This is a genomic window from Streptomyces roseus, assembly GCF_001044425.1.
GTDB classification, from domain to species: Bacteria; Actinomycetota; Actinomycetes; order Streptomycetales; family Streptomycetaceae; genus Streptomyces; species Streptomyces roseus.
In genome coordinates this window covers 17246-37536 of the sequence record NZ_LFML01000085.1, presented here as the reverse complement: position 1 = coordinate 37536, position 20291 = coordinate 17246, and the positions used below count along the sequence as shown (strand labels likewise).

General features: G+C 72.8%; 15 protein-coding genes. 5 read left to right on the top strand and 10 right to left on the bottom strand.

The features are described 5' to 3' along the window. Window positions 1–101 precede the first annotated feature (101 nt). From ACS04_RS21375 to ACS04_RS21355, 5 genes are all read right to left on the bottom strand, one after another. Window positions 102–1265 (bottom strand): XdhC family protein, encoded by a 1164-nt coding sequence (locus ACS04_RS21375; RefSeq protein ID WP_048478303.1) that lies wholly within the window; start codon window positions 1263–1265, stop codon window positions 102–104. A 74-nt stretch (window positions 1266–1339) separates the two neighbouring features. Further along, entirely contained in the window at window positions 1340–2803 is a 1464-nt protein-coding gene (locus tag ACS04_RS21370) for an NCS2 family permease (protein ID WP_048478302.1), read from the bottom strand. Window positions 2804–3182: 379 nt separating this feature from the next. Continuing rightward, window positions 3183–5588, bottom strand: coding sequence for a xanthine dehydrogenase subunit D (pucD, locus tag ACS04_RS21365; protein WP_048478301.1), 2406 nt, complete (start codon window positions 5586–5588; stop codon window positions 3183–3185). 2 nt (window positions 5589–5590) lie between these two features. After that, window positions 5591–6199, bottom strand: a complete 609-nt coding sequence (locus tag ACS04_RS21360) for a (2Fe-2S)-binding protein (protein ID WP_048478300.1) — start codon at window positions 6197–6199, stop codon at window positions 5591–5593. Window positions 6200–6201: 2 nt separating this feature from the next. Beyond that, complete coding sequence (locus tag ACS04_RS21355) at window positions 6202–7098, bottom strand: FAD binding domain-containing protein (RefSeq protein WP_048478299.1); 897 nt, start codon at window positions 7096–7098, stop codon at window positions 6202–6204. Between the two features lie 254 nt (window positions 7099–7352). Between ACS04_RS21355 and ACS04_RS21350 the strand changes: the two genes are divergently transcribed. Both ACS04_RS21350 and ACS04_RS21345 read left to right on the top strand, forming a co-directional pair. Beyond that, on the top strand, window positions 7353–9032 hold the full coding sequence (locus tag ACS04_RS21350) for a PucR family transcriptional regulator (RefSeq protein WP_048478298.1): 1680 nt from the start codon (window positions 7353–7355) through the stop codon (window positions 9030–9032). Window positions 9033–9208: 176 nt separating this feature from the next. Beyond that, window positions 9209–9997, top strand: a complete 789-nt coding sequence (locus tag ACS04_RS21345; protein ID WP_048478297.1) for a hypothetical protein — start codon at window positions 9209–9211, stop codon at window positions 9995–9997. 81 nt (window positions 9998–10078) lie between these two features. Here the strand turns inward: ACS04_RS21345 and ACS04_RS21340 are convergent, their stop codons facing one another. After that, entirely contained in the window at window positions 10079–10774 is a 696-nt protein-coding gene (locus ACS04_RS21340; protein ID WP_398024744.1) for a GntR family transcriptional regulator, read from the bottom strand. Window positions 10775–10888: 114 nt separating this feature from the next. Here ACS04_RS21340 and ACS04_RS21335 point away from each other — a divergent pair, with 114 nt between their 5' ends. Both ACS04_RS21335 and ACS04_RS21330 read left to right on the top strand, forming a co-directional pair. Next, a complete protein-coding gene (locus ACS04_RS21335; RefSeq protein WP_048478295.1) occupies window positions 10889–11740 on the top strand; it encodes a (2Fe-2S)-binding protein in 852 nt (283 codons plus the stop codon). Window positions 11741–11943: 203 nt separating this feature from the next. Beyond that, complete coding sequence (locus tag ACS04_RS21330) at window positions 11944–13005, top strand: DUF2637 domain-containing protein (protein ID WP_048478294.1); 1062 nt, start codon at window positions 11944–11946, stop codon at window positions 13003–13005. Between the two features lie 36 nt (window positions 13006–13041). Here ACS04_RS21330 and ACS04_RS21325 read toward each other — a convergent pair whose 3' ends face one another. Together ACS04_RS21325 and ACS04_RS39475 are read right to left on the bottom strand one after the other, a co-directional pair. Next, window positions 13042–13392, bottom strand: a complete 351-nt coding sequence (locus ACS04_RS21325; RefSeq protein ID WP_048478399.1) for an ATP-binding protein — start codon at window positions 13390–13392, stop codon at window positions 13042–13044. A gap of 579 nt (window positions 13393–13971) precedes the next feature. After that, window positions 13972–14295 carry a thiamine pyrophosphate-dependent enzyme gene (locus ACS04_RS39475; protein ID WP_107438661.1) on the bottom strand — a complete coding sequence of 108 codons (324 nt, stop codon included), beginning with the start codon at window positions 14293–14295 and terminating at the stop codon, window positions 13972–13974. 18 nt (window positions 14296–14313) lie between these two features. Between ACS04_RS39475 and ACS04_RS21315 the strand changes: the two genes are divergently transcribed. Further along, window positions 14314–14535: a hypothetical protein gene (locus tag ACS04_RS21315; protein ID WP_048478292.1), complete on the top strand. Its 222-nt coding sequence runs from the start codon at window positions 14314–14316 to the stop codon at window positions 14533–14535. Between the two features lie 105 nt (window positions 14536–14640). On the opposite strand, the gene ACS04_RS21310 is transcribed toward ACS04_RS21315, so the two are convergent. Continuing rightward, on the bottom strand, window positions 14641–16317 hold the full coding sequence (locus ACS04_RS21310) for a protein phosphatase 2C domain-containing protein (RefSeq protein ID WP_048478291.1): 1677 nt from the start codon (window positions 16315–16317) through the stop codon (window positions 14641–14643). A 104-nt stretch (window positions 16318–16421) separates the two neighbouring features. Beyond that, complete coding sequence (locus tag ACS04_RS21305) at window positions 16422–20192, bottom strand: S8 family peptidase (protein WP_048478290.1); 3771 nt, start codon at window positions 20190–20192, stop codon at window positions 16422–16424. Between the last annotated feature and the right edge of the window lie 99 nt (window positions 20193–20291).

The window sequence follows — 20291 nt, the reverse complement described above, 5'->3', positions numbered from 1 at the left end:
CTCAACTCCGTTGCAGAAAGGCGCTGTTACCGGCCGGTAAAATAGGCGGAACAGCAAAAGGGCGCAACCCTCACGGGGGTTGCGCCCTACGCCTCTCCTCTTCAGGCAACCGAACCGATCCGACCGATCACGCGCTTCGACGTGTCCGGGTGGATCGGTATGTGCGCTCCCGTGAGGGCCGTGCCCGAGCCCCCGCGGCGGTTCGCGACGATCTCGGCGGCGATGGACAGCGCGGTCTCCTCCGGGGAGCGGGCGCCGAGGTCCAGGCCGATCGGGGAGCGCAGGCGGGCCAGCTCCAGCTCGCTCACGCCGACGTCCCGCAGCCGCTTGTTGCGGTCCTCGTGGGTACGCCGGGAGCCCATGGCGCCGATGTAGGCGACGGGCAGCCGGAGGGCCAGTTCGAGGAGCGGGACGTCGAACTTGGCGTCGTGGGTGAGTACGCACAGGACGGTCCGGCCGTCCACCGCGCCCGCCGAGGACTGGGCCCGAAGGTAGCGGTGCGGCCATTCCACGACGATCTCGTCCGCCTCGGGGAAACGGTTCTTCGTCGCGAAGACGGGCCGGGCGTCACAGAGGGTGACGTGGTAGCCGAGGAACTTGCCGATCCGCACCAGGGCGGAGGCGAAGTCGATCGCGCCGAAGACGATCATCCGCGGCGGCGGGACACTGGACTCCACGAGCACCTTGAGCGGCTCTCCGCAGAGCCTTCCGTCGGCGCCGATCTCCAGGACGCCGGTGCGGCCGGCGTCGAGCATGGCGCGGGCCTCCGCGGCGATGGTGCGGTCCAGCTCGGGGTGTCCCCCGAAACCGCCCTCGTGGCCGCCCTCGCCCCGGACGAGCACGGCGCGACCCAGGAGCTCGGCCGGCCCTTCCGCGATCCGGGCCACCGCGGCGGCCTCACCGCGGGAGGCCGCCGCCAGGGCGGCCGCGAACACCTCCCGCGCCGGGGATCCCACGGGTACCGGCGTGATGAGGATGTCGATGATCCCACCGCAGGTCAGGCCCACGGCGAAGGCATCGTCGTCGCTGTACCCGAAGCGCTCCCGGACGGTCTCGCCGTCCTCCAGCGCCTGCCGGCACAGCTCGTACACCGCGCCCTCCACGCACCCGCCGGAGACCGATCCGATGGCCGTGCCCTCGCTGTCGACGGCGAGCGCGGCTCCGGGCTGCCGGGGCGCGCTCCCGCCGACCGCCACCACCGTGGCCACGGCGAAATCACGTCCCTGCTCGACCCACCGGTTCAGTTCTTCGGCGATGTCCAGCATTGCGGCCTCCTCAAAGAGGTTCGGTTACCAGTATCGGATGCGTGGAGGGCCGGGGCCGGATCACCGGCCCCGCCTTACTTCACCCCGAGCCATGCCTCGATCGGGTGCTCCGCGAAGAACACCACGAAGATGACCGTCAGCGCCCACATGAAGGCACCGATCTCACGGGCCTTGCCCTGTGCGGTCTTGATGGCCACGTAGGAGATCACGCCGGCCGCGACGCCCGCGGTGATCGAGTACGTGAAGGGCATGAGCACCACGGTCAGGAAGACCGGGATGGCGGTCGCGGTGTCGGCCCAGTCCACGTGGCGGGCGTTCTGCATCATCATCGCGCCGATGACCACCAGGGCCGCGGAGGCGACCTCACCCGGGACGATCTGCGTGATCGGGGTGAAGAAGAGGCAGGCGGCGAAGAAGAGGCCGGTGACGACGGAGGCGAGGCCCGTACGGGCACCCTCGCCGACGCCGGTCGCGGACTCCACGAACACCGTCTGGCCGGAGCCGCCGGTCAGGCCGCCGATGGCACCGCCGGCGCCGTCGATGAACAGGGCCTTCGACAGGCCCGGCATGCGGCCCTTGTCGTCGGCGAGCTTGGCCTCGGTGCCGACGCCGATGATGGTGGCCATCGCGTCGAAGAAGCCGGCGAGCACGAGGGTGAAGACGATCATGCCGATCGTCATGGCGCCGACGTCGCCCCAGCCGCCGAAGGAGACCTGGCCGAAGAGCGAGAAGTCCGGCATCGAGACCGCGGACCCGTGCAGGGTCGGCGCGCCGTTCTTCCAGGCCTTCGGGTCCACATCGGCGACGACGTTGACGATCGCGGCGATCACGGTGCCGCCGACGATGCCGATCAGGATCGCGCCGGGGACCTTGCGGGCCTGGAGCATGAAGATCGCGAGCAGGGTGATGCAGAAGATCAGGACGGGCCAGCCGGCGAGCTGGCCCACCGGGCCGAGCTGGACCGGAGGGGAGAACTCCCCGCCGTTGCCGACGAAGCCGGCCTTCACGAGGCCGATCAGGGCGACGAACATGCCGATGCCCATGGTGATCGCGTGCTTGAGCGCGAGGGGGATCGCGTTCATGATCATCTCGCGGAGGCCGGTGACGACCAGGAGACAGATCACGACGCCGTACATCACGCACATGCCCATGGCCTGCGGCCAGGTCATCTGGGGCGCGACCTGCGAGGAGAGCACGCCGGAGACGGACAGGCCCGCGGCCAGGGCCAGCGGCACCTTGCCGACGAAGCCCATGAGGAGCGTCGTCAGGGCCGCGGCGAAGGCCGTGGCGGTGATGAGAGCCTTCTGGCTCATGGTGTCCCCGGCGACGTCCTTGCCGGAGAGGATCAGCGGGTTGAGCAGGAGGATGTACGCCATGGCCATGAAGGTCGTGACGCCGCCACGAATCTCATTGCCGACGTTGCTGCCTCTGTGCGTGATGTGAAAGTACCGGTCGAGCCAAGAACGCCCGGCGGGGTTGCGAGTGCCGTCGCCGGCCTCTTCCGCGCTGGTCTTGGGCTCCACAGACGACTGGGTCATGGTGCCTAACTCCCAAGGTTCAAAGGGGCACCCGCATGAAGATTGGAGACGCGGGATTTGGGAAACTCCGTTTGGCTGCACGACCCGGGGTGACGGCCCGAGGCGACGCGAAATGCACTGCGTGTACTGCGGGTACTGCGGGGGTTTGCGGTACTGGTGTGGTGCCGGTGGCTGCTCCGGGGTGCCGGGGCGACCGGGTGTTTCCGTGGGGGTGCTGCCGGTGGGACGACCGCGAGCGGTGCGGTTCTCGTACTCCGGACTTCGGGCTCCGGGCGGTGGGACAGGAAGTGTGACGTTCCCGGTGTCACACCGCCCGGAGAGTCTGTAGGGGTCCGGGGGCCGCGCGGCGTGGCCGCGCGGCCCCCGGGACCACGCCGTCCTAGAGGGTGCCGGTGAGGGCTTCCGGACGGATCGGCGTCTTGTTGAGCTCCAGACCGGTCGCCGCCCGGATCGCCGCGAGGACGGCCGGGGTGGACGACAGGGTGGGGGCCTCGCCCATACCGCGAAGGCCGTACGGCGCGTTCGGGTCGGCGAGCTCCAGGACGTCGACCGGGATGGTCGGGGTGTCGAGGATGGTCGGGATCAGGTAGTCCGTGAAGGAGGGGTTGCGCACCTTCGCGGTCTTCGGGTCCACGATGATCTCCTCCATGATCGCGACGCCGAGGCCCTGGGTGGTGCCACCCTGGATCTGGCCGACCACGGAGAGCATGTTCAGGGCCTTGCCGACGTCCTGCGCGGTCGCCAGCTCGACGACCTTGACCAGGCCGAGCTCGGTGTCCACCTCGACCACCGCGCGGTGCGCGGCGAAGGTGTACTGGACGTGGCCGTCGCCCTGGCCGGTCTTCAGGTCGAAGGCGACGGTCGGCCGGTGCCGGAACTCCAGCTCCAGGTCGATCGCGTCCTCGCCCTCCAGCACGTCGGCGATGTCCGCGAGGACCTCGCCGCCGTCGGTGACGATCTTGCCGCCTTCGAGGAGCAGCTCGGCGGTCGCCCAGGCCGGGTGGTAGGACCCGTTCTTGCGGCGGCCGATCTCCAGGACCGCCTCGCGGACGGCCTCGCAGGTGTTCTTCACGGCGCCACCGGTCATGTACGTCTGCCGCGAGGCGGACGTGGAACCGGCGGAGCCGACCTGCGTGTCGGCCGGGTGGATGGTGACCTGCGTGACGCCCAGCTCCGTACGGGCGATCTGCGCGTGGACGGTGACACCGCCCTGGCCGACCTCCGCCATGGCCGTGTGGACCATCGCGACGGGCTCGCCGTTGATGACCTCCAGGCGCACGCGGGCGGTGGAGTAGTCGTCGAAGCCCTCGGAGAAGCCGACGTTCTTGATGCCGACCGCGTAGCCGACGCCGCGGACGACGCCCTCGCCGTGGGTGGTGTTGGACAGGCCGCCCGGCAGCGCGCGGACGTCCGCGCCCTCGCCGGCGGACTCCCACTGGCGCTCCGGCGGCAGCGGGCGGGACTTGACCCGGCGCAGCAGCTCGGCGACGGGCGCCGGGGAGTCCACGACCTGGCCGGTGGGCATGATCGTGCCCATCTCCATGGCGTTCAGCTGACGGAACTCGACCGGGTCCATGCCCAGCTTCGCCGCGAGCTTGTCCATCTGGGCCTCGTAGGCGAAGCAGGCCTGGACGGCGCCGAAGCCGCGCATCGCGCCGCAGGGCGGGTTGTTCGTGTAGAGCGCGATCGCCTCGATGTCCACGTCCTCCAGGACGTACGGACCGACCGACAGGGAGGAGGCGTTGCCCACGACCGCCGGGGAGGCCGACGCGTACGCGCCGCCGTCCAGGACGATCTTGCACTTCATGTGCGTGAGCTTGCCGTCCTTGGTGGCGCCGTGCTCGTAGTACAGCTTGGCCGGGTGGCGGTGCACGTGGCCGAAGAAGGACTCGAACCGGTTGTAGACGATCTTGACCGGCTTGTTCGTGGCGAGGGCCAGGAGGCAGGCGTGGATCTGCATCGAGATGTCCTCGCGGCCGCCGAAGGCACCGCCGACGCCCGAGAGCGTCATGCGGACCTTCTCCTCGGGGAGACCGAGGACCGGGGCGATCTGCTTGAGGTCCGAGTGCAGCCACTGGGTGGCGACGTAGAGGTCGACGCCGCCGTCCTCGGAGGGCACGGCGAGGCCGGACTCCGGGCCGAGGAAGGCCTGGTCCTGCATGCCGAAGGTGTACTCGCCCTCGACGATGACGTCGGCGCGCTTGCGGGCCTCCTCCACGTTGCCGCGGATGATCGGCTGGCGGTGCACGATGTTCGGGTGCGGGACGTGACCGGAGTGGTGGTCGTCGCGGCCCGGGTGGATCAGCGGCGCGTCCGGGGCGAGGGCGGAGGCCTCGTCCGTGACGAGCGGCAGCTCGCGGTAGTCGATCTTGATCTTGGCTGCCGCGCGGCGGGCGGTCTCCGGGTGGTCGGCGGCCACGAGGGCGACCGGCTCACCGTGGTGGCGCACCCGGCCGTTGGCGAGGACCGGGGTGTCCTGGATCTCCAGGCCGTAGTTCTTCATCGCGGCCGGCAGGTCGTCGTACGTGAGCACCGAGTAGACGCCCGGCATCGCGAGCGCCTCGGAGATGTCGATCGAGGCGATCTCGGCGTGGGCGACGGTGCTGCGCAGCGTCTGGCCCCACAGCATGTCCTCGTGCCACATGTCCGAGGAGTACGCGAACTCACCGGTGACCTTGAGGGTGCCGTCGGGGCGGAGCGTGGACTCGCCGATGCCGCCCTTGTTGTGCTTCTGGGTGACGTTGGTCGGCGTGCCGGCCGGTACCGTGCGGGTGTTCTGAGCCATGGTCAGACCGCCTCTCCCTGACGGGCGGCCGCCAGGCGGACCGCGTCGAGGATCTTCTCGTACCCCGTGCAGCGGCAGAGGTTGCCGGACAGGGCCTCACGGATGTCCTGGTCGGACGGGGAGCTGTTCTCTTCGAGCAGCGCGTCGGCCTGCACCAGCAGACCGGGGGTGCAGAAGCCGCACTGCACGGCGCCGGCGTCGATGAACGCCTGCTGGATGTTGGAGAGCTCCACGCCCTCACCGGTCTGCGAGTCGGCGGGCTTGGCCTGCCACTGCTTGGCCGCGTCCAGGGTGACGCCGCCCTCGGAGCCGCAGCCGCCGCCGGTGCCGCAGGCACCGCCGTGGCCGTGCTGCTCGCGCTGCTTGGCGAACTCCGCCAGGCCCTCGACGGTCACGACGTCGCGACCCTCGACCTGGCCGGCGGCCACCAGACAGGAACAGACGGGCACGCCGTCGAGGCGGACGGTGCAGGAACCGCACTCGCCCTGCTCGCAGGCGTTCTTCGAACCCGGCAGGCCGAGCCGCTCGCGCAGCACGTAGAGGAGGGATTCGCCCTCCCAGACGTCGTCTGCTTCCTGCTGACGGCCGTTGACGGTGAAATTGACGCGCATGATTACGCAGCCCCTTCGAGCGAGCGGCCGTGGCCGGTTCCGCGGTACTGCTCCCAGGTCCAGACGAGCTGGCGGCGAGCCATGATGCCTACCGCGTGACGGCGGTACTTCGCCGTGCCGCGGACGTCGTCGATCGGGTTGGCCGCGCCGGAGGCGAGGTCACCGAACTGCTTGGCGATCGACGGGGTGATGACCTTGCCGGACTCCCAGAAACCGCCCTCTTCGAGCGCGGCGTTCAGGAACTCCTCGGCGGCCTTCGCGCGGATCGGGGTCGGCGCGGCCGATCCGATGCCGGTGCGGACCGTACGGGTCTCGGGGTGCAGCGCCAGGCCGAACGCGCAGACGGCGATGACCATCGCGTTGCGGGAGCCGACCTTGGAGTACTGCTGGGGACCGTCCGCCTTCTTCACGTGGATGGTCTTGATGAGCTCGTCGGCGGCGAGCGCGTTGCGCTTCACGCCGGTGTAGAACTCGTCGATCGGGATCAGGCGGGAGCCGCGTACGGACTCCACCTCGACCTCGGCGCCCGCCGCGAGCAGCGCGGGGTGGGAGTCGCCGGCCGGCGAGGCACAACCGAGGTTGCCGCCGACGCCGCCGCGGTTGCGGATCTGCGGGGACGCGACCGTGTGCGAGGCGAGCGCGAGACCCGGCAGCTCCGTGCGGAGGTTCTCCATGATCTGCGTGTACGGAACGGAGGCGCCCAGCCGGACCACGTCCTCGCCGACCTCCCACTCCCGCAGCAGACCGATGCGGTTCAGGTCCAGGAGGTACTCCGGCCGACGGTGGTCGAAGTTGATCTCGACCATGATGTCGGTGCCACCCGCAATCGGCACAGCTGAGGGGTACTCGGCCTTAGCGGCGAGTGCCTCCTCCCAGCTGGCGGGGCGAAGGAAGTCCATGTGCGGCTCTCTTCTTCTTCATCGTGTCGTTCACTTCAAGCCAGGAGGCCCTTGGGCCCTCGACTGGTCGTTCACGTGCTGTTAACGCGGTGTGGAGTCAGTACACAAGCCGTGCGTCCTCCGGGTGCAGTCACCGAAACCATGAAGGAGTTGGCTGGCGACCTCCCTCGTCTTGTAGATTCGTATGAAAGGCAGGATGCAACGACCTGCCCGATTTCCAACGGCAACATTCGAGACAGATCGGCGGCGACACCATGCGGCTGCGCGCACTGCTGGAAACCGAGGCGCTGGGGCTGCGGCTGCTGGGCGGCGAGGACGAACTCGACCGGACGGTCCGCGGCGTCATGACGACCGACCTACGGGATCCCAGCCGATACCTCACCGGAGGCGAACTCGTCCTCACCGGCCTGGCGTGGCGAAGAAATTCGGCCGACTCCGAGCCGTTCGTACGAATCCTCGCGAGCGCGGGCGTCGCGGGCCTCGCGGCCGGCGAGGCGGAGCTCGGGGACATTCCCGACGATCTCGTTTCAGCCTGTCGGCGCAACCGGCTGCCGCTGTTCGCGGTGAACGAAGACGTTGCATTCGCCACGATCACCGAGTACGTGGTGCGGCAGGTCTCCGGCGAGCGCGCGGGCGATCTCGCGGCGGTCGTGGACCGCCACCGCCGCCTGATGACCTCGGGTCCCGCGGGCGGTGGGCCCGATGTGGTGCTCGATCTGCTCACCACCGACCTCGATCTGCGCGCCTGGGTGCTGTCCCCCACCGGCCGGCAGATCGCCGGCGCGGGCGAACCCCTGGCGCCGGGCGTCTGCGCGGCCCTGGCCGCGGAGCACCTGGCGGCGGTCCGCACCGGGCGCAGGGGCCCGCACCGGATCTCCCTCCAGGGTATGACGTACTCCCTCTTCCCGATCAGGGGAGCGGGCCGGGGCCCGGGCGGCCCCGGGGCCCGTGACGTGCGCGAAAGCGTGCTCTCGGACTGGCTGCTGGCCGTCGAGGCGGACGCCGGGGACTGGCCGGCCGAGCGGCTCGACCTGCTCCAGGGCGTGACCCAGCTGATCGCCGTCGAGCGCGACCGGCGCGACGCCGCCCGTACGGTGCGCCGCAGGCTCGCCCAGGAGGTGCTGGAACTGGTCCAGACGGGTGCCCCGCCCGCCGAGATCGCCGCGCGCCTGCGGGTCGCGGCCCCGGTGCTGCTGCCCGGGCTGGGCACCGCCCCGCACTGGCAGGTCGTCGTGGCGCGGGTCGACTGGGACGGCGGGGACATCCCCGGCGGCCCGGTGGCCCAGTCGCTGCTGGAGGAGATCCTCGTCGACCCGTCCGTCTCGGGCCCCGAGCCCTCGGACCGCATCGCCGTGGCCCACGCCGGCGACGAGGCCATCGCCCTCGTACCGCTGCCCGCGCTCCCCGCGGAGCCCGGCGAGGAGAAGGGCCCCGACCGTGCCCTGCACGCCGACGAGCTGCTCTCCGCCGTACGGGAGCCCCTGCAGGCGGGCCTCGCCGACGACGGCCGGCTCACCCTGGGCGTCAGCGCGGCCGTGCATTCCGCCGAGGGGCTGCGCGGGGCGCTGGAGGAGGCCCGGCACGCCCGCCGGGTCGCCGCGGCGCGCCCGGGCCGGGTCTGCGCGGCCGGCCACCACGAGCTGGCCTCGCACGTGCTGCTGCTGCCGTTCGTCCCGGACGACGTGCGCCGCGCCTTCACGGCGCGCCTGCTGGACCCGCTGCGGGACTACGACCGCCGCCACCGGGCGGAACTGATCCCGACGCTGGAGGCCTTCCTGGACTGCGACGGCTCGTGGACGCGCTGCGCGACGCGGCTGCACCTGCACGTCAACACGCTGCGGTACCGGGTCGGGCGAATCGAGCAGTTGACGGGGCGTGACCTCTCGCGGCTGGAGGACAAGCTCGACTTCTTCCTCGCACTGCGGATGAGCTGAGCGGATCCGGCCGGGGCGGCAGCCCGGACGGCGGGCGGGCGGCGCGGGCTCCCTGACACGTCGTCCGGACTTTGTGAAAGAGTTCACCCGACCCCTTGGCCGAAGGCTCCGATCCGTGCTCTCATTTCGCCCCAGGGCTCAACGACGTGCTGCTTGGTTGCTTTGGGGAGGGCAATGTGGCGGATACCGCCATGTCCGGTGCCGGATCTACCGGGGGAGACGATCCCCTCCAGCGGGCGATATGGCGGCTGCGCTCGCGCGGTTGTTGGAGCGACGCGGCGGCCCTGCTGACGCCCCACCTGCACGACGCCGGTGCGGCCGTACAGCGGACCGCGCTGCTCGTCGAGCGCTGCCTGTTCACCGGGCAGGGCTGGGCCGAGGCGGAGGACGCCCTGCGGGTCGCGGAGGCGGTGGCCCACGACGACGACGAGCGGGGCGCGGCGGCGTGCGAGCGCGGGCAGCTCGCGTACGCGGCGACCGTGCTCGGGGTCCGCGACCGCTCGGACGAGGCCCGCTCGGCGCTGGGCCGGGCGGCGGCGCTGCTCTCCCCCGGGTCCCGGACCCGCCCGCTGCTGGACTTCCGGCGGGGGCTGGTCGCGGAGCACCTCGCGGACGCCCCGCAGTCGGCGCGTCCGGCCTACCGCCGGGCCCATGCCGGGGCGCTGGCGCACGGGGACACGCTGCTGCTGTCCTTCACCTGGCGCCACCTGGCGGCGCTGTCGCTGCGGGACGGGGAGGTGGCGGAGGCCCGCAAGGGCTTCGCGGAGTCCCTTCGGATCCGGGAGGACCTGGGCTTCCTGATCGGTACGGCCCCCGCGCTGGCGGCGCTGGCCGAAGCCGAGCCGGAGCCGGAGGCGGCCCGCCTGCGCGCCGAGGCCCGGCGCCTGTTCCACCTCCTGGGCGGCATCCCGACCTGGCTGGCGGACCAGCTCCACCCGGACAGGCCCAGCCCCGCGGGGGTGTGAGCCACCGGGGCCGCGGGGCGAGCCAGGGCCAGGCCGCGGCGAACCCGGGGGGCTGCGGGTGGCAGCCCTGCGGGCCCCGGCTCAGCCCGCGCCGAAGTGCCTGCGCAGCACCTGCTCCGCCAGCGGCAGGTCCCCCGCGATCAGGGCCTCCAGCAGGGCCGTGTGCTCCGCCGCGTCCGCCACGAGTTCCGCGCGCCGGGCCCGCGGGGCCCCCGGCAGCGGCCACTGGGAGCGCCGGTGGAGGTCTTGGGCCACGGAGACCAGCTGCTCGTTGCCGCCCAGCGAAAGCACCTCCCGGTGGAAGGCCCGGTCCGCCTCCGCGTACCCCGCCGGGTCGCCGGCCTCGGCGGCCTCGGCGGCCCCGGCCGCCGCCGGGCGCAGCGCCGCCCAGGCCTGCGCCGGGACCGCGCGGGCCAGTCGCAGCACCACCGGCACCTCCAGCAGTGCCCGTACCTCCGCCAGCTCGGCCATCGCCCGGGGCGTGCGCGCCAGCACCCGGAAGCCGCGGTTGGGGAGGCATTCCACCGCCCCCTCCAGCGCCAGCTGCTGCATCGCCTCGCGCACGGGCGTCGCGGAGACGCCGTAGCGCTCCCCCAGGGCTGGCCCGGAGTAGATCTCCCCCGGCGCCAGCTCCCCGTCGGCGAGGGCCGCGCGCAGCGCGTCGAGCACCTGCCCGCGCACCGAGTGCCGCACCACCTTCTGGGCCGGAATCAGCGCCTCCACCCCGACGCGGGCCGCTTCGCGCACTCGGTCCTCCTCGGGGTCTCGACCTGACACGTGCCTCCCGAGAATAGGCGAACCGGTCCGGCCGGTGCTGGTACGGCCGCCCTAGATCAGCTAAGGTAAGGCTTACCTCCCTTGCTTCCGACCGTGCGAATCGGTGGTCCCGCCATGCCCGACAGCTCCGTCGTCGCCCTGCCGTCTGCCGGCTCTCCGGTGGCGGACGCGTACGCACGCCTGTCGAAGGCGTACGACCGCCTCCAGGTCGTCGAACGCGCGGCGCACGAGCCCGCCCCCCGCGGTGCGGGGTGGATCGGCGCGGACGCGCTCGCGGCCGGCGGGGCCGAGGCCGACGCCTACCTCGACTGGGACGAAGCCCAGGTCCTGCGGGACTACGGCCGCCGGGCCCGCCCCGACGTCGTGGCCACCTTCGGGCTGCACCGGTACGCCTGGCCCGCCTGCCTGCTGATCACGGCCCCCTGGTTCCTGGATCGCCGGGTACCCCGCCTGTCGGCGCGGGACGTGGCGTTCCACCGGACCCGGGGCCTCATGAGCGTGCGCGTCGAGTCGTTCTCCTGCCTGCCGGACGACCCGGCGGCCGCTCTCCCCGGGGCCCGTGTCGTGCCCGACGAGGAGGCGCTGCGCGCCGAGGTACGGGCCGCGGTGGCCCACCACCTCGAACCGCTGCTGGACGGCTTCGGCCCGCGCATGCGGCGCGGCCACCGCGCCCTGTGGGGCATGGTGACCGACGAGATCGTCTCGGGCGTCTGGCACCTGGGCAAGCTCGTGGACGAGGAACACCGGGCCATGGCCGAGCTGGAGGCGCTGCTGCCCGGCCGGACGGCCCCGTACACCGCCGGCGCGGCGTTCCGTACGCTCTCGGGCCCGCGCGGCGAACGGCTGGCGACCCGGGACCGGGCCAGCTGCTGCCTCTTCTACACGATCCGGCCCGAGGACACCTGCACCACCTGTCCCCGCACCTGCGACGCGGACCGCATCGCCCGCCTCACGGCCGCCGCCTGACCTCTGAACCCACTCGTACGGCTGACCGTAATCGAACTCGACTCCGGTCGTGCGAGCGGCAGTTCGAGCCACAACACCCTATCCGGCGGGCCCCACCCCCCGATGGCGTCCACTTGCCCCGAAACCCGCGTGCCGGGCCGATCTCCTGCGTCACCATGACTCCCGAAGGCCGCACACGCGAGGCAGAGGCAAGGGACATCCGCATGAGACTGACCGACATATCGCTGGACTGGCTGCTGCCCGGCAGCCTGCTGATCCTGGGCGTACTTGCGGCAGTTGCGGTACTGGCCCGGGGCAAGCGGGAAGGCGAGAAGGCCGCGGCCGAGGACACCTGGGAGCGCAGCGAGGAACGGCGGCGGCGCAAGGAAGCCGTCTACGGAACCGCCTCCTACGTCCTGCTGTTCTGCTGCGCGGCGGTCGCCGCGGCGCTCTCGTTCCACGGACTGGTCGGCTTCGGCCGGCAGAACCTGAACCTCTCCGGGGGCTGGGAGTACCTGGTCCCCTTCGGCCTCGACGGCGCCGCCATGTTCTGCTCGGTGCTCGCCGTCCGCGAGGCGAGCCACGGTGACGCGGCCCTCGGCTCGCGCATGCTGGTCTGGCTCTTCGCGGGCGCGGCCGCCTGGTTCAACTGGGTGCACGCGCCGCGGGGCATCGGGCACGATGGGGCCCCGCAGTTCTTCTCCGGCATGTCGCTCTCGGCAGCCGTCCTCTTCGACCGCGCCCTCAAGCAGACCCGCCGGGCCGCGCTGCGCGAGCAGGGCCTGATCCCGAGGCCGCTGCCGCAGATCCGGATGGTCCGCTGGCTGCGGGCCCCCCGGGAGACCTTCGGCGCCTGGTCGCTCATGCTGCTGGAGGGCGTCCGCACCCTCGACGAGGCCGTCGACGAGGTACGCGAGGACAAGCGCGAGCGGGAGCAGGACCGCCACCGGCGGCGCGACCAGAACCGGCTGGACCGGGCCCGCATCAAGGCCCTGGGCCGGCAGAACCGGGCGTTCGGGCGCTCCCGCGCCCGCCAGGTCGACGTACCGGGGCTGGCCCCCGGCTCGGGCTCCGCGCCGGTCGGCGCGGAGCCGGCCATACCGGAAACGGGACAGCTGCCCGCCCCGCGCCGCCGGCCCTCACTGCAGGCCGTACACGGACCCGAGGTCGCTGAGGTGACCGGGCCCCGGACAGTGGACCTGACCGCCGAGGACGACACCCAGACCATCCCCCGCCTCGACTCCCTGGAACGCAAACTCAAGGATCTGGAGCAGCAGTTCGGCTGAGAACCGCAGGCCGGAACGACCCCGCGGGGCCCGCCGTCAGGCGGGCCCCGCGTCGTACGCTCCGGAGTAGGCGCGGCTCCCGAGGGCGCCGTCCAACTCGAACCACACCACCTTGCCGCCCGCCTGGACGGGCGCGTCCACGCCCCAGGCGTCGGCGAGGGCCTGCACCAGCATCAGTCCCCGGCCGTGCGTACCGTCGTCGGCGGTCGGTACGTACGGCCGGGGCCGCCGCGAGGCGTAGTCCCGGACCTCCACCCTCAGCCGGTCCGCGGCGAGCGTCGCCGAGACCTCGGCGCCCTGGTCGGTGTGGACGAGGGCGTTGGTGACGAGCTCGGTGATCAGCAGCTCGGCCACCTCGGCGGTATCGGACGGACAGCGATGGCGCATCAACTCCCGTAATGCCCGGCGCACTTCGCTCACGGCCTTGTGATCCGCCCGGCGTATGCTCCGCGTGATCTCCAGCGCGTCCACCGCTCTCCCGTCCTGGACGGACGGTTCACGCGGTTCGGGCCGCCCTCTCCCCCACTGCTTTCCGGTCTTCGCCCCCACCCGCACGGCGATGTCCTCCCCCGCAAGTTCCCGTGATCTCGAACTGGTCTACGGGGATGCATGCCCGCCGGGGCAATCCGCACTCCTGCGGGCTTACGTGAGCAGCACGTGACGCAGGCGGGATCGAGCCATCCGGATCATGCTTCCCACGCCACCGTCGAGCATGGTCCCGTCGGCGGAAAGTGCGGAACCGGTCACCATTTCGGCGCTGATCCTGGTGGGAATCGACAGGGGGCAGGGATCGGCCCGCGCCTTTCCGAAAGGCGGGTCCTCGTGCCGGAACGCGCCTCTCCAAGCGCCCGCGAGCTGCTCGGGCTCGTCCAGCCGGGCCCCGGACGCGCCCGCCGCGCGGACGGTCGCCGCGACACCCTGATCACGGTGGGCCGCCGCGCACGGGAGGAGGCCGGAAACCGGCACCTACCGCTCGGCCCTCGCGTGCGCTGAGTTGTTCGAGAGGACCACTTTGAGGGGCAGGTCGTACTGCACCAGGGTGAGGAGATCTCCCACCGGCATCGAGAAACCGCCGTCACCCGCCCTCCACGCCACTTGACGGCCGCGGTCGGAGGCCGGTGCGGCGCCTGCCGTTCGGGGAAAGATAGCGCGCCGTCCACCCGTTGCACATGCCCGTGCCACAGCGAAGGCGGCCTCCTCGCCCTCAGCGGACTTCACCCGAATGGAGCAATCCAGCGCGCCACCCGAACGGGTGAAGATCAGGCTGGTCAGTGGCCCACCCAAGCCCATCCTCGAAAGGGGACCCACATGCGCATTCGACGAACTCTCGTCGCCGTCACCGCCGCGGCATCCTTCGCCGGACTCGGCCTCGCAGGTGCCGCAACCGCCACCGCCGCCACCCACAACGCCACCGCCACCGCCCACACCGAGAGCCTCACCCCCGGTGAGTGCCAGGACCGCGGCGGGACGGTCGACTGGGCGACCAACACGTGCAAGGGCGGCACGGGCGACGGGCTCATGGTCGACTGAACCCACCGAACCCCCAGGGGCGCCCCGCGGCCACGCGCTGCGGGGCCGCTCCCGTGCCGGCATGCGGCGCCACCCCGTCGCCGGGGCGGACGGCCGGCCGCGCGCTCACGCCTCCCAGACGGCGGCGGCGGTCCGGTCGTCGGCGTAGCCCTTGAGGCGGAGCTGGGTGTCCGCGAGGAAGGCGGCGAGGCCCGGGGGTTCGGGGTCCGCCCAGCGGGCCGCGAGTTCGGCCGGCAGGAGACCCTCCTCGCGCATGGGATCGGCGAGCCCGCCGGAGCACAGGAGCAGGGTGTCGCGGGGCCGGGCCACGGCGGCGCGGAACCGGAACCCGTCAGAGCCGCTCCCGGCGGGATCCGGTTCCAGGTCCTGCCACGTCCCGTCCCGGAGCCGGAACAGGCCACCGGCACCCGAGCCGAAGCAGACGCGGGTCTTGCACTCGGGGTCGACCGGGAGCAGCAGGACGCGCAGGCCGGCGTGGTACGCCTCCTCCGGGAGTCCGAGTTCGGCGGCGCGGGCGCGCAGGCGGCCGTAGCCGCGGTCGGTGAGCCGCTGGAGCCCGGAGCGCAGGGCGTCGCGCCGGCCGGCGCGGAGGTCGTCGGCGAGGCGCTCCCGGCTGCGGCCGACGGCGGAGGCGATCCACCGGCACAGCTCGGCGGCGGCCTCGGCGGCCCCGGGGGCGGAGCGGTCGCCCCCGGCGAGGGCGGCCAGGACGAGGGCGTCGTCGCCGGTGCCGAAGCGGGCGGTCAGCAGGAAGTCCCGCCGCGCCTCGCCGCGGAACCGGGCGGAGTCCCCGCGCACGGAGGTGGCGCGCAGGGTGTACGCCCCGTGCCGGGCCCCTTCGAGCACGGTGTCGGGCACGAGCTCCTCCAGCGCCCCGGGGTCGGCGACGGGCAGGGCCCCCGGCTCGGCGGCGTACGTGGGCGCCCGGTCCCCGAGGAACCCCACGACGGGCCGCTCCCCGCCCCCACCACTGGTGCCGGTGCCGGCACCGGATCCGACGCCGGAGTCGAAGTCGGAGTCGGAGTCGCAGTCGGACCAGGGCTCACCGGCGACGGGATCCCCGGCCAGCGGCTGGACTCCGATGTGAGCGGCGGTCTCCGCCGCGGGCGGGGCCTCGGGAGGCCGGGAGACGGGCCCGGGGCCGGGGACCTCCCACGGAGCCCGGGGTTCCGCGTCGGAGCGCGGATCGAATGCGGGGGCGGGACCGGGCGCCGGGCCGGGGTCGGGCGCGGGACTCGGGCCGGGGCCGGGCGCTGGCTCGCCTCCGGGCCGGGTCTCCGGGCCTGCGACGGCGGCTTCGGGGCGCGCGGGGCCGGGGGCCGGGCCGGTGTCCCCGTCCGGGGCCCGCTCGGGCGGGGCGTCCCGGCGCGGGGCCGGTGGGGCGGACGGTACCTCCGGGAGAACCGGCGGCACCGTCACGCTGCCCAGGCCGTACCCCGTCGTGCCCGGTCCCCGGGGGTCCCTGGGCGGCGGCGCCGGCTCCGGATCGGCCTCCCGGCGCGGCCGGGGCAGCACGGAGTACGGGGGCGGCGGGGCGGGCAGGGGCGGCACCGGCGGAACGCCACCCGGCCCCCACGCGGGCGGTACGACCGGGGGCGCGGGCGGGCCCGGGGGCATACCGGACGGCCCCGGCGCGCCCTGGGGCGGAACCCGGTGCGTGAGGGACGACGCCGAGCGGAAGCGGGACTCCAGGGTGTCGGCCGGGTCCGGGGTGGGGGCCGGTTCCGGGTCCGGGGTTCCGTACAGCTTCTGCCACCAGTCGTCCGCGCCCTGCTGACTCATGGGCTCATTCTTGGCCCCCGGCAGCGCGGGAAAACGCCGAATACGCGAAAAGGGGTCCACCGGGCCGCCGCCCGGTGGACCCCTTTTCGTATCTCTCGTACGACCTAACGGATGTCGTACGCCCGCACGACCGTCTGGGTGACGGCCGCTCCGTTCGCGTCGGTGAGCTCCACCTTCAGCGAAACCTGCCGGCCCGCCTCGGCCCCGGCGTGGTCGACGACCGCCGACCAGCGCCCGTTCCGTTCGGTGACGGCCGCCTGCGTCCAGTGCTCACCGTCGTACGAGTACGCCAGCTTCGCCGACTTCAACGCCCCCGGCGCGTATCCCGCGTGCCCCGTGACCCCGAGCCCGATGCGCTGCCCGTTCGCCGCCGGCAGCGTCTTCATGCCGTCCGCCGGGATCGCGAGCGACGGGAACAGGATCGGGAGGGACTGGGAGAACTGCGCCGGGTCCTGCTTCGACCGGAAGGTCCACGTCGTCGTCACTGCCTGCGAACGCTGCCACGTGTGCGCCGGCTGGCCGAACTTCGCGATCTGCTGGGTCAGTTCGTACGTGGCCTCCTCCGCCGGGACCTCGAAGACCCCGGAGGGGTACCAGCTGTCCCCGATCTGCTCGCCGTCCCGCTTCAGGACCAGGGCGCCGGCGTCCCCGAAGGAGCCCGGCTGCGCGTAGTGCCCGGTGTCCCCCCACATCGCGGAGGCGAAGCCGATCAGGTTGCCCTGCCGCTCGGCGGCCAACTGCGGCCGACCCGTGAGGTCCCGCCCGGCTACCGGCCCGATGACCCCGTCGTACCAACTCTCGGTGCGCTGGGTTCCCTTGGCGTAGGTGCGCTGGTGGTCGGTCATGAACTCGCCCCAGGGGAAGCTGCTGGAGACCACGTGGTCCCAGGCCGTGTCCCCGGCCGAGTAGAACTCGGTGCGCTTGCCGGGGACGGGGACGGTGTCGATGCCGCCGAAGTACACGGCGTTGCCGTGCGGCCGGTAGGCGCCGGTGAGGTCGATGAAGTCGGCGGCCACGCCCATCGAGTGGTAGACCGACTCCACCGAGCCGAGGTCGCGGTCGCGCACCCGGTAGGTCCGCTCCCCCCGCACCTCGCCCCTCTCCACCTGGGCCAGGTTGTAGACGTACGGGCTCTTCGCGCTGCCCGTCCAGTTCAGCGTGACCTTGCCCGCGGCGAGGCGGGCGAGCAGTGCCTGCGCCTCCCCCCGTTCGATGGTCAGCGCCGGGAGGGAGCCGCCCGCGTAGCCGGTGAAGCCCGTGAAGCGGCCGGGGGCTTCGCGGTGGGCGAGCACGGCCTTGGCGCCGGCCGCCCTGGCGTGGTCCGCGACCTCGTACAGCGCGCCGTCCACCGTCTTGACCAGGACGATCGCGCCCTTGACGCCCGCGGCCGCGAGCTCCCCGGGCGTACCGGCACCCGCGTCGACCAGGGGCGCGCTGCCCGACCCGTCGAGGTTGTCGCTGCCCGTGGAGGCGGTGATCGGGTGCAGGGCCGGGCCGCCCGCGACCTTCAGTTCGGAGATCAGCGGAGCGGCCGCCCGCCAGTAGCTGCCGAACTCGAACTCGCCCTCGTGCGCCCGGCCTTCCACCGAGGCGTAGTACCCGCGGATCGTCCGCCCTCCCATCGCCGTGCCCGCGTGCAGCCAGGACCGGTCCCAATAGCGGGAGAAGGCGAGGGTGGTGTCGCGGGCCTCGGTGGGCCGGTCGGTCGCGAGGGAGAGCCGGGCCGCCTTGCGGGCGTCCAGCACGACCACGGTGTCCTTCCTGACCTCCGTCTGGGGGCGGCCGAGGTAGGTGAGGGAGTCGTACAGCACGGCCCCCTCACCGGCGTCGGGGGTGGCGACGAAGGCGGAGAGGAAGTACGAGCCCGGGCGCACCCGGTAGACCTGGTCCGCGGCCCCGTCGTTGAAGCGGCGCTCCCCGCCGGCGTCGTCGGTGCCGATGACGTCGAGGGAGGAGGGTCCGGCGGCCGGCTTGCCCGCGCGGTCGATCAGTTTCACCCGCAGGGTGACGGTCTCGGGCTCCACGTACAGCGAGAAGGGCGTGGAGAGGTGCACTCCGTCGGCCGTGGCGATGACGCGCCCGGTGACGTCCCCGTACTGGGAGCGTTCCAGCCGGGCCGCCGGGTCGAGGGCGAGGGGCACCTTGACGGTGGCGCCGGCCGGGACGGTCACCGTACGGCGGTCCAGGCCGGCGATCCGGCTGCGGACGGCCGAACCGTCGTTGCCGGTGACCTTCTCGACGGCGAGGTCCAGGGTGACGGGCCGGGTGCCCGTGTTGGTGTACGGGATCTCGGCGCTGGTCCGGTCGCTGCGGTCCTGCGGCCAGCTGTACGAGCCGCCCTGTACGGCCGGGGCGCTCGTCACGGTCGCGTCGACGGCCGCCTTGACGTCGAGGCGGCCGCCGCCGGTCTGGCGTACGTCCCCGGGGACGCCGGGGTTCGCCGAGCCGACGAGGGCGGCCTTGACCTGCCGGCCGGTCCAGTCGGGGTGGCGCTGCTTGACGATGGCGGCGGCGCCCGCGACGTGCGGGGTGGCCATCGAGGTGCCGGACATGGACTGGTAGGCGTACACCCCGCGGCCGCCCATGGCCGCGGCGGAGATCCCGACCCCGGGGGCGGCGATCTCCGGCTTGAGGGTGTGGTGGAGCCCGGCGGGGCCGCGGCTGGAGAAGGAGGCCGTGGTGTCGTCGCGGTCGACGGCGCCGACGGTGAGCACGCTCGGTGCGCAACCGGGCGAGGAGACGGTGTTGTTGCCGGGGCCGGTGTTCCCGGCGGCGATCACGAAGAGGGTGGAGCTGCTCTGCGAGAGCCGCTCGGCGGCGGCCGACAGCGGGTCGTCGCAGGTGGTCCGCGAGGGGTCGCCGAGGCTCATGGAGACCACGTCGGCCTTGCTCTCGACGGCCCACTCCATACCGGCGATGATCCACGAATCGAGGCCGTAGCCCTGGTCGTTGAGCACTTTGCCGCTGAGCAGTGCGGTGCCCGGCGCGACGCCCTTCTTTGCGCCGCCGCTCTCGGCTCCGGAGCCGCCGACGGTGGAGATGGTGTGGGTGCCGTGGCCTTGGCGGTCCGCGTCGGTGTCGGAGTCGGTGAAGTTCTTCGACGCCGAGACGCGGCCCTTGAGGTCCGGGTGCTCCAGGTCGGTGCCGGTGTCGAGGACGGCGACCTTGGTGCCCTTGCCGTCGTAGCCGGCCGCCCAGGCGGCGGGCGCGTTCACCTGCTTCGTCGAACGCTCCAGGTTCGCCCGGACCTTGCCGTCGAGCCACAGTTTCTTCAGCCCGCCGGCGGCGCGGGAGCGGGTGGCGGTGACGTCGGCCCAGAAGGAGGCGGCCTGCTGTTTGTCGGCGGCGAGGGCGACGGCTCCGACGGAAGCGAGCACGAGGGTGCGCTCGGCTCCGCGCGGGGTGGGAGGCGCGCTGCGCGCCAGGTCCGGGGAGCCGTCGTAGACCGCGATGAGGGGGAGCTTCTTGGCGCGGGCGTCGTCGTAGCCCTGCCGGATCAGGCCGGTGACGTTGAAGAGTTCCTGGTCGACCGTGCCGGCGGCGAGGGCCTCGACCGCGCTCTGCGGGTAGACGTAGAGGTCGCCCCCGTTCTGGCGGGTCTGTACGAGCGGCTGCGAGCCGTCCTCGCGCGGCATGGCGGTGGCGGCGGTGCGCCCGGCCGGGTCGGTGGAGACCAGGATCCGGTCGCCGGTGACCAGGGTCACGGTGACCGGCGCCGTGGGCTGTCTCCCGGCAGCTTCGCTGCCCGCGATCGGTCTCTTCCCGGCTCCACCGGGCACTCCGTCGATCGGCTGTGCCGCCGACTGGCCGATGGCGGTGGCGGCCAGGACGGCCGCGGCGGCGGCTCCCACCGCCGTACGCGATATCGGGCGCATCGCTCTCCCCAGGTGAATTCCGGCCAACTGCTTCATTGCACGGCAAAGTTGCCCACAAGTGGCTTCTGACCGGCGGATGTTGGTGCTGCGGTGGCGTCA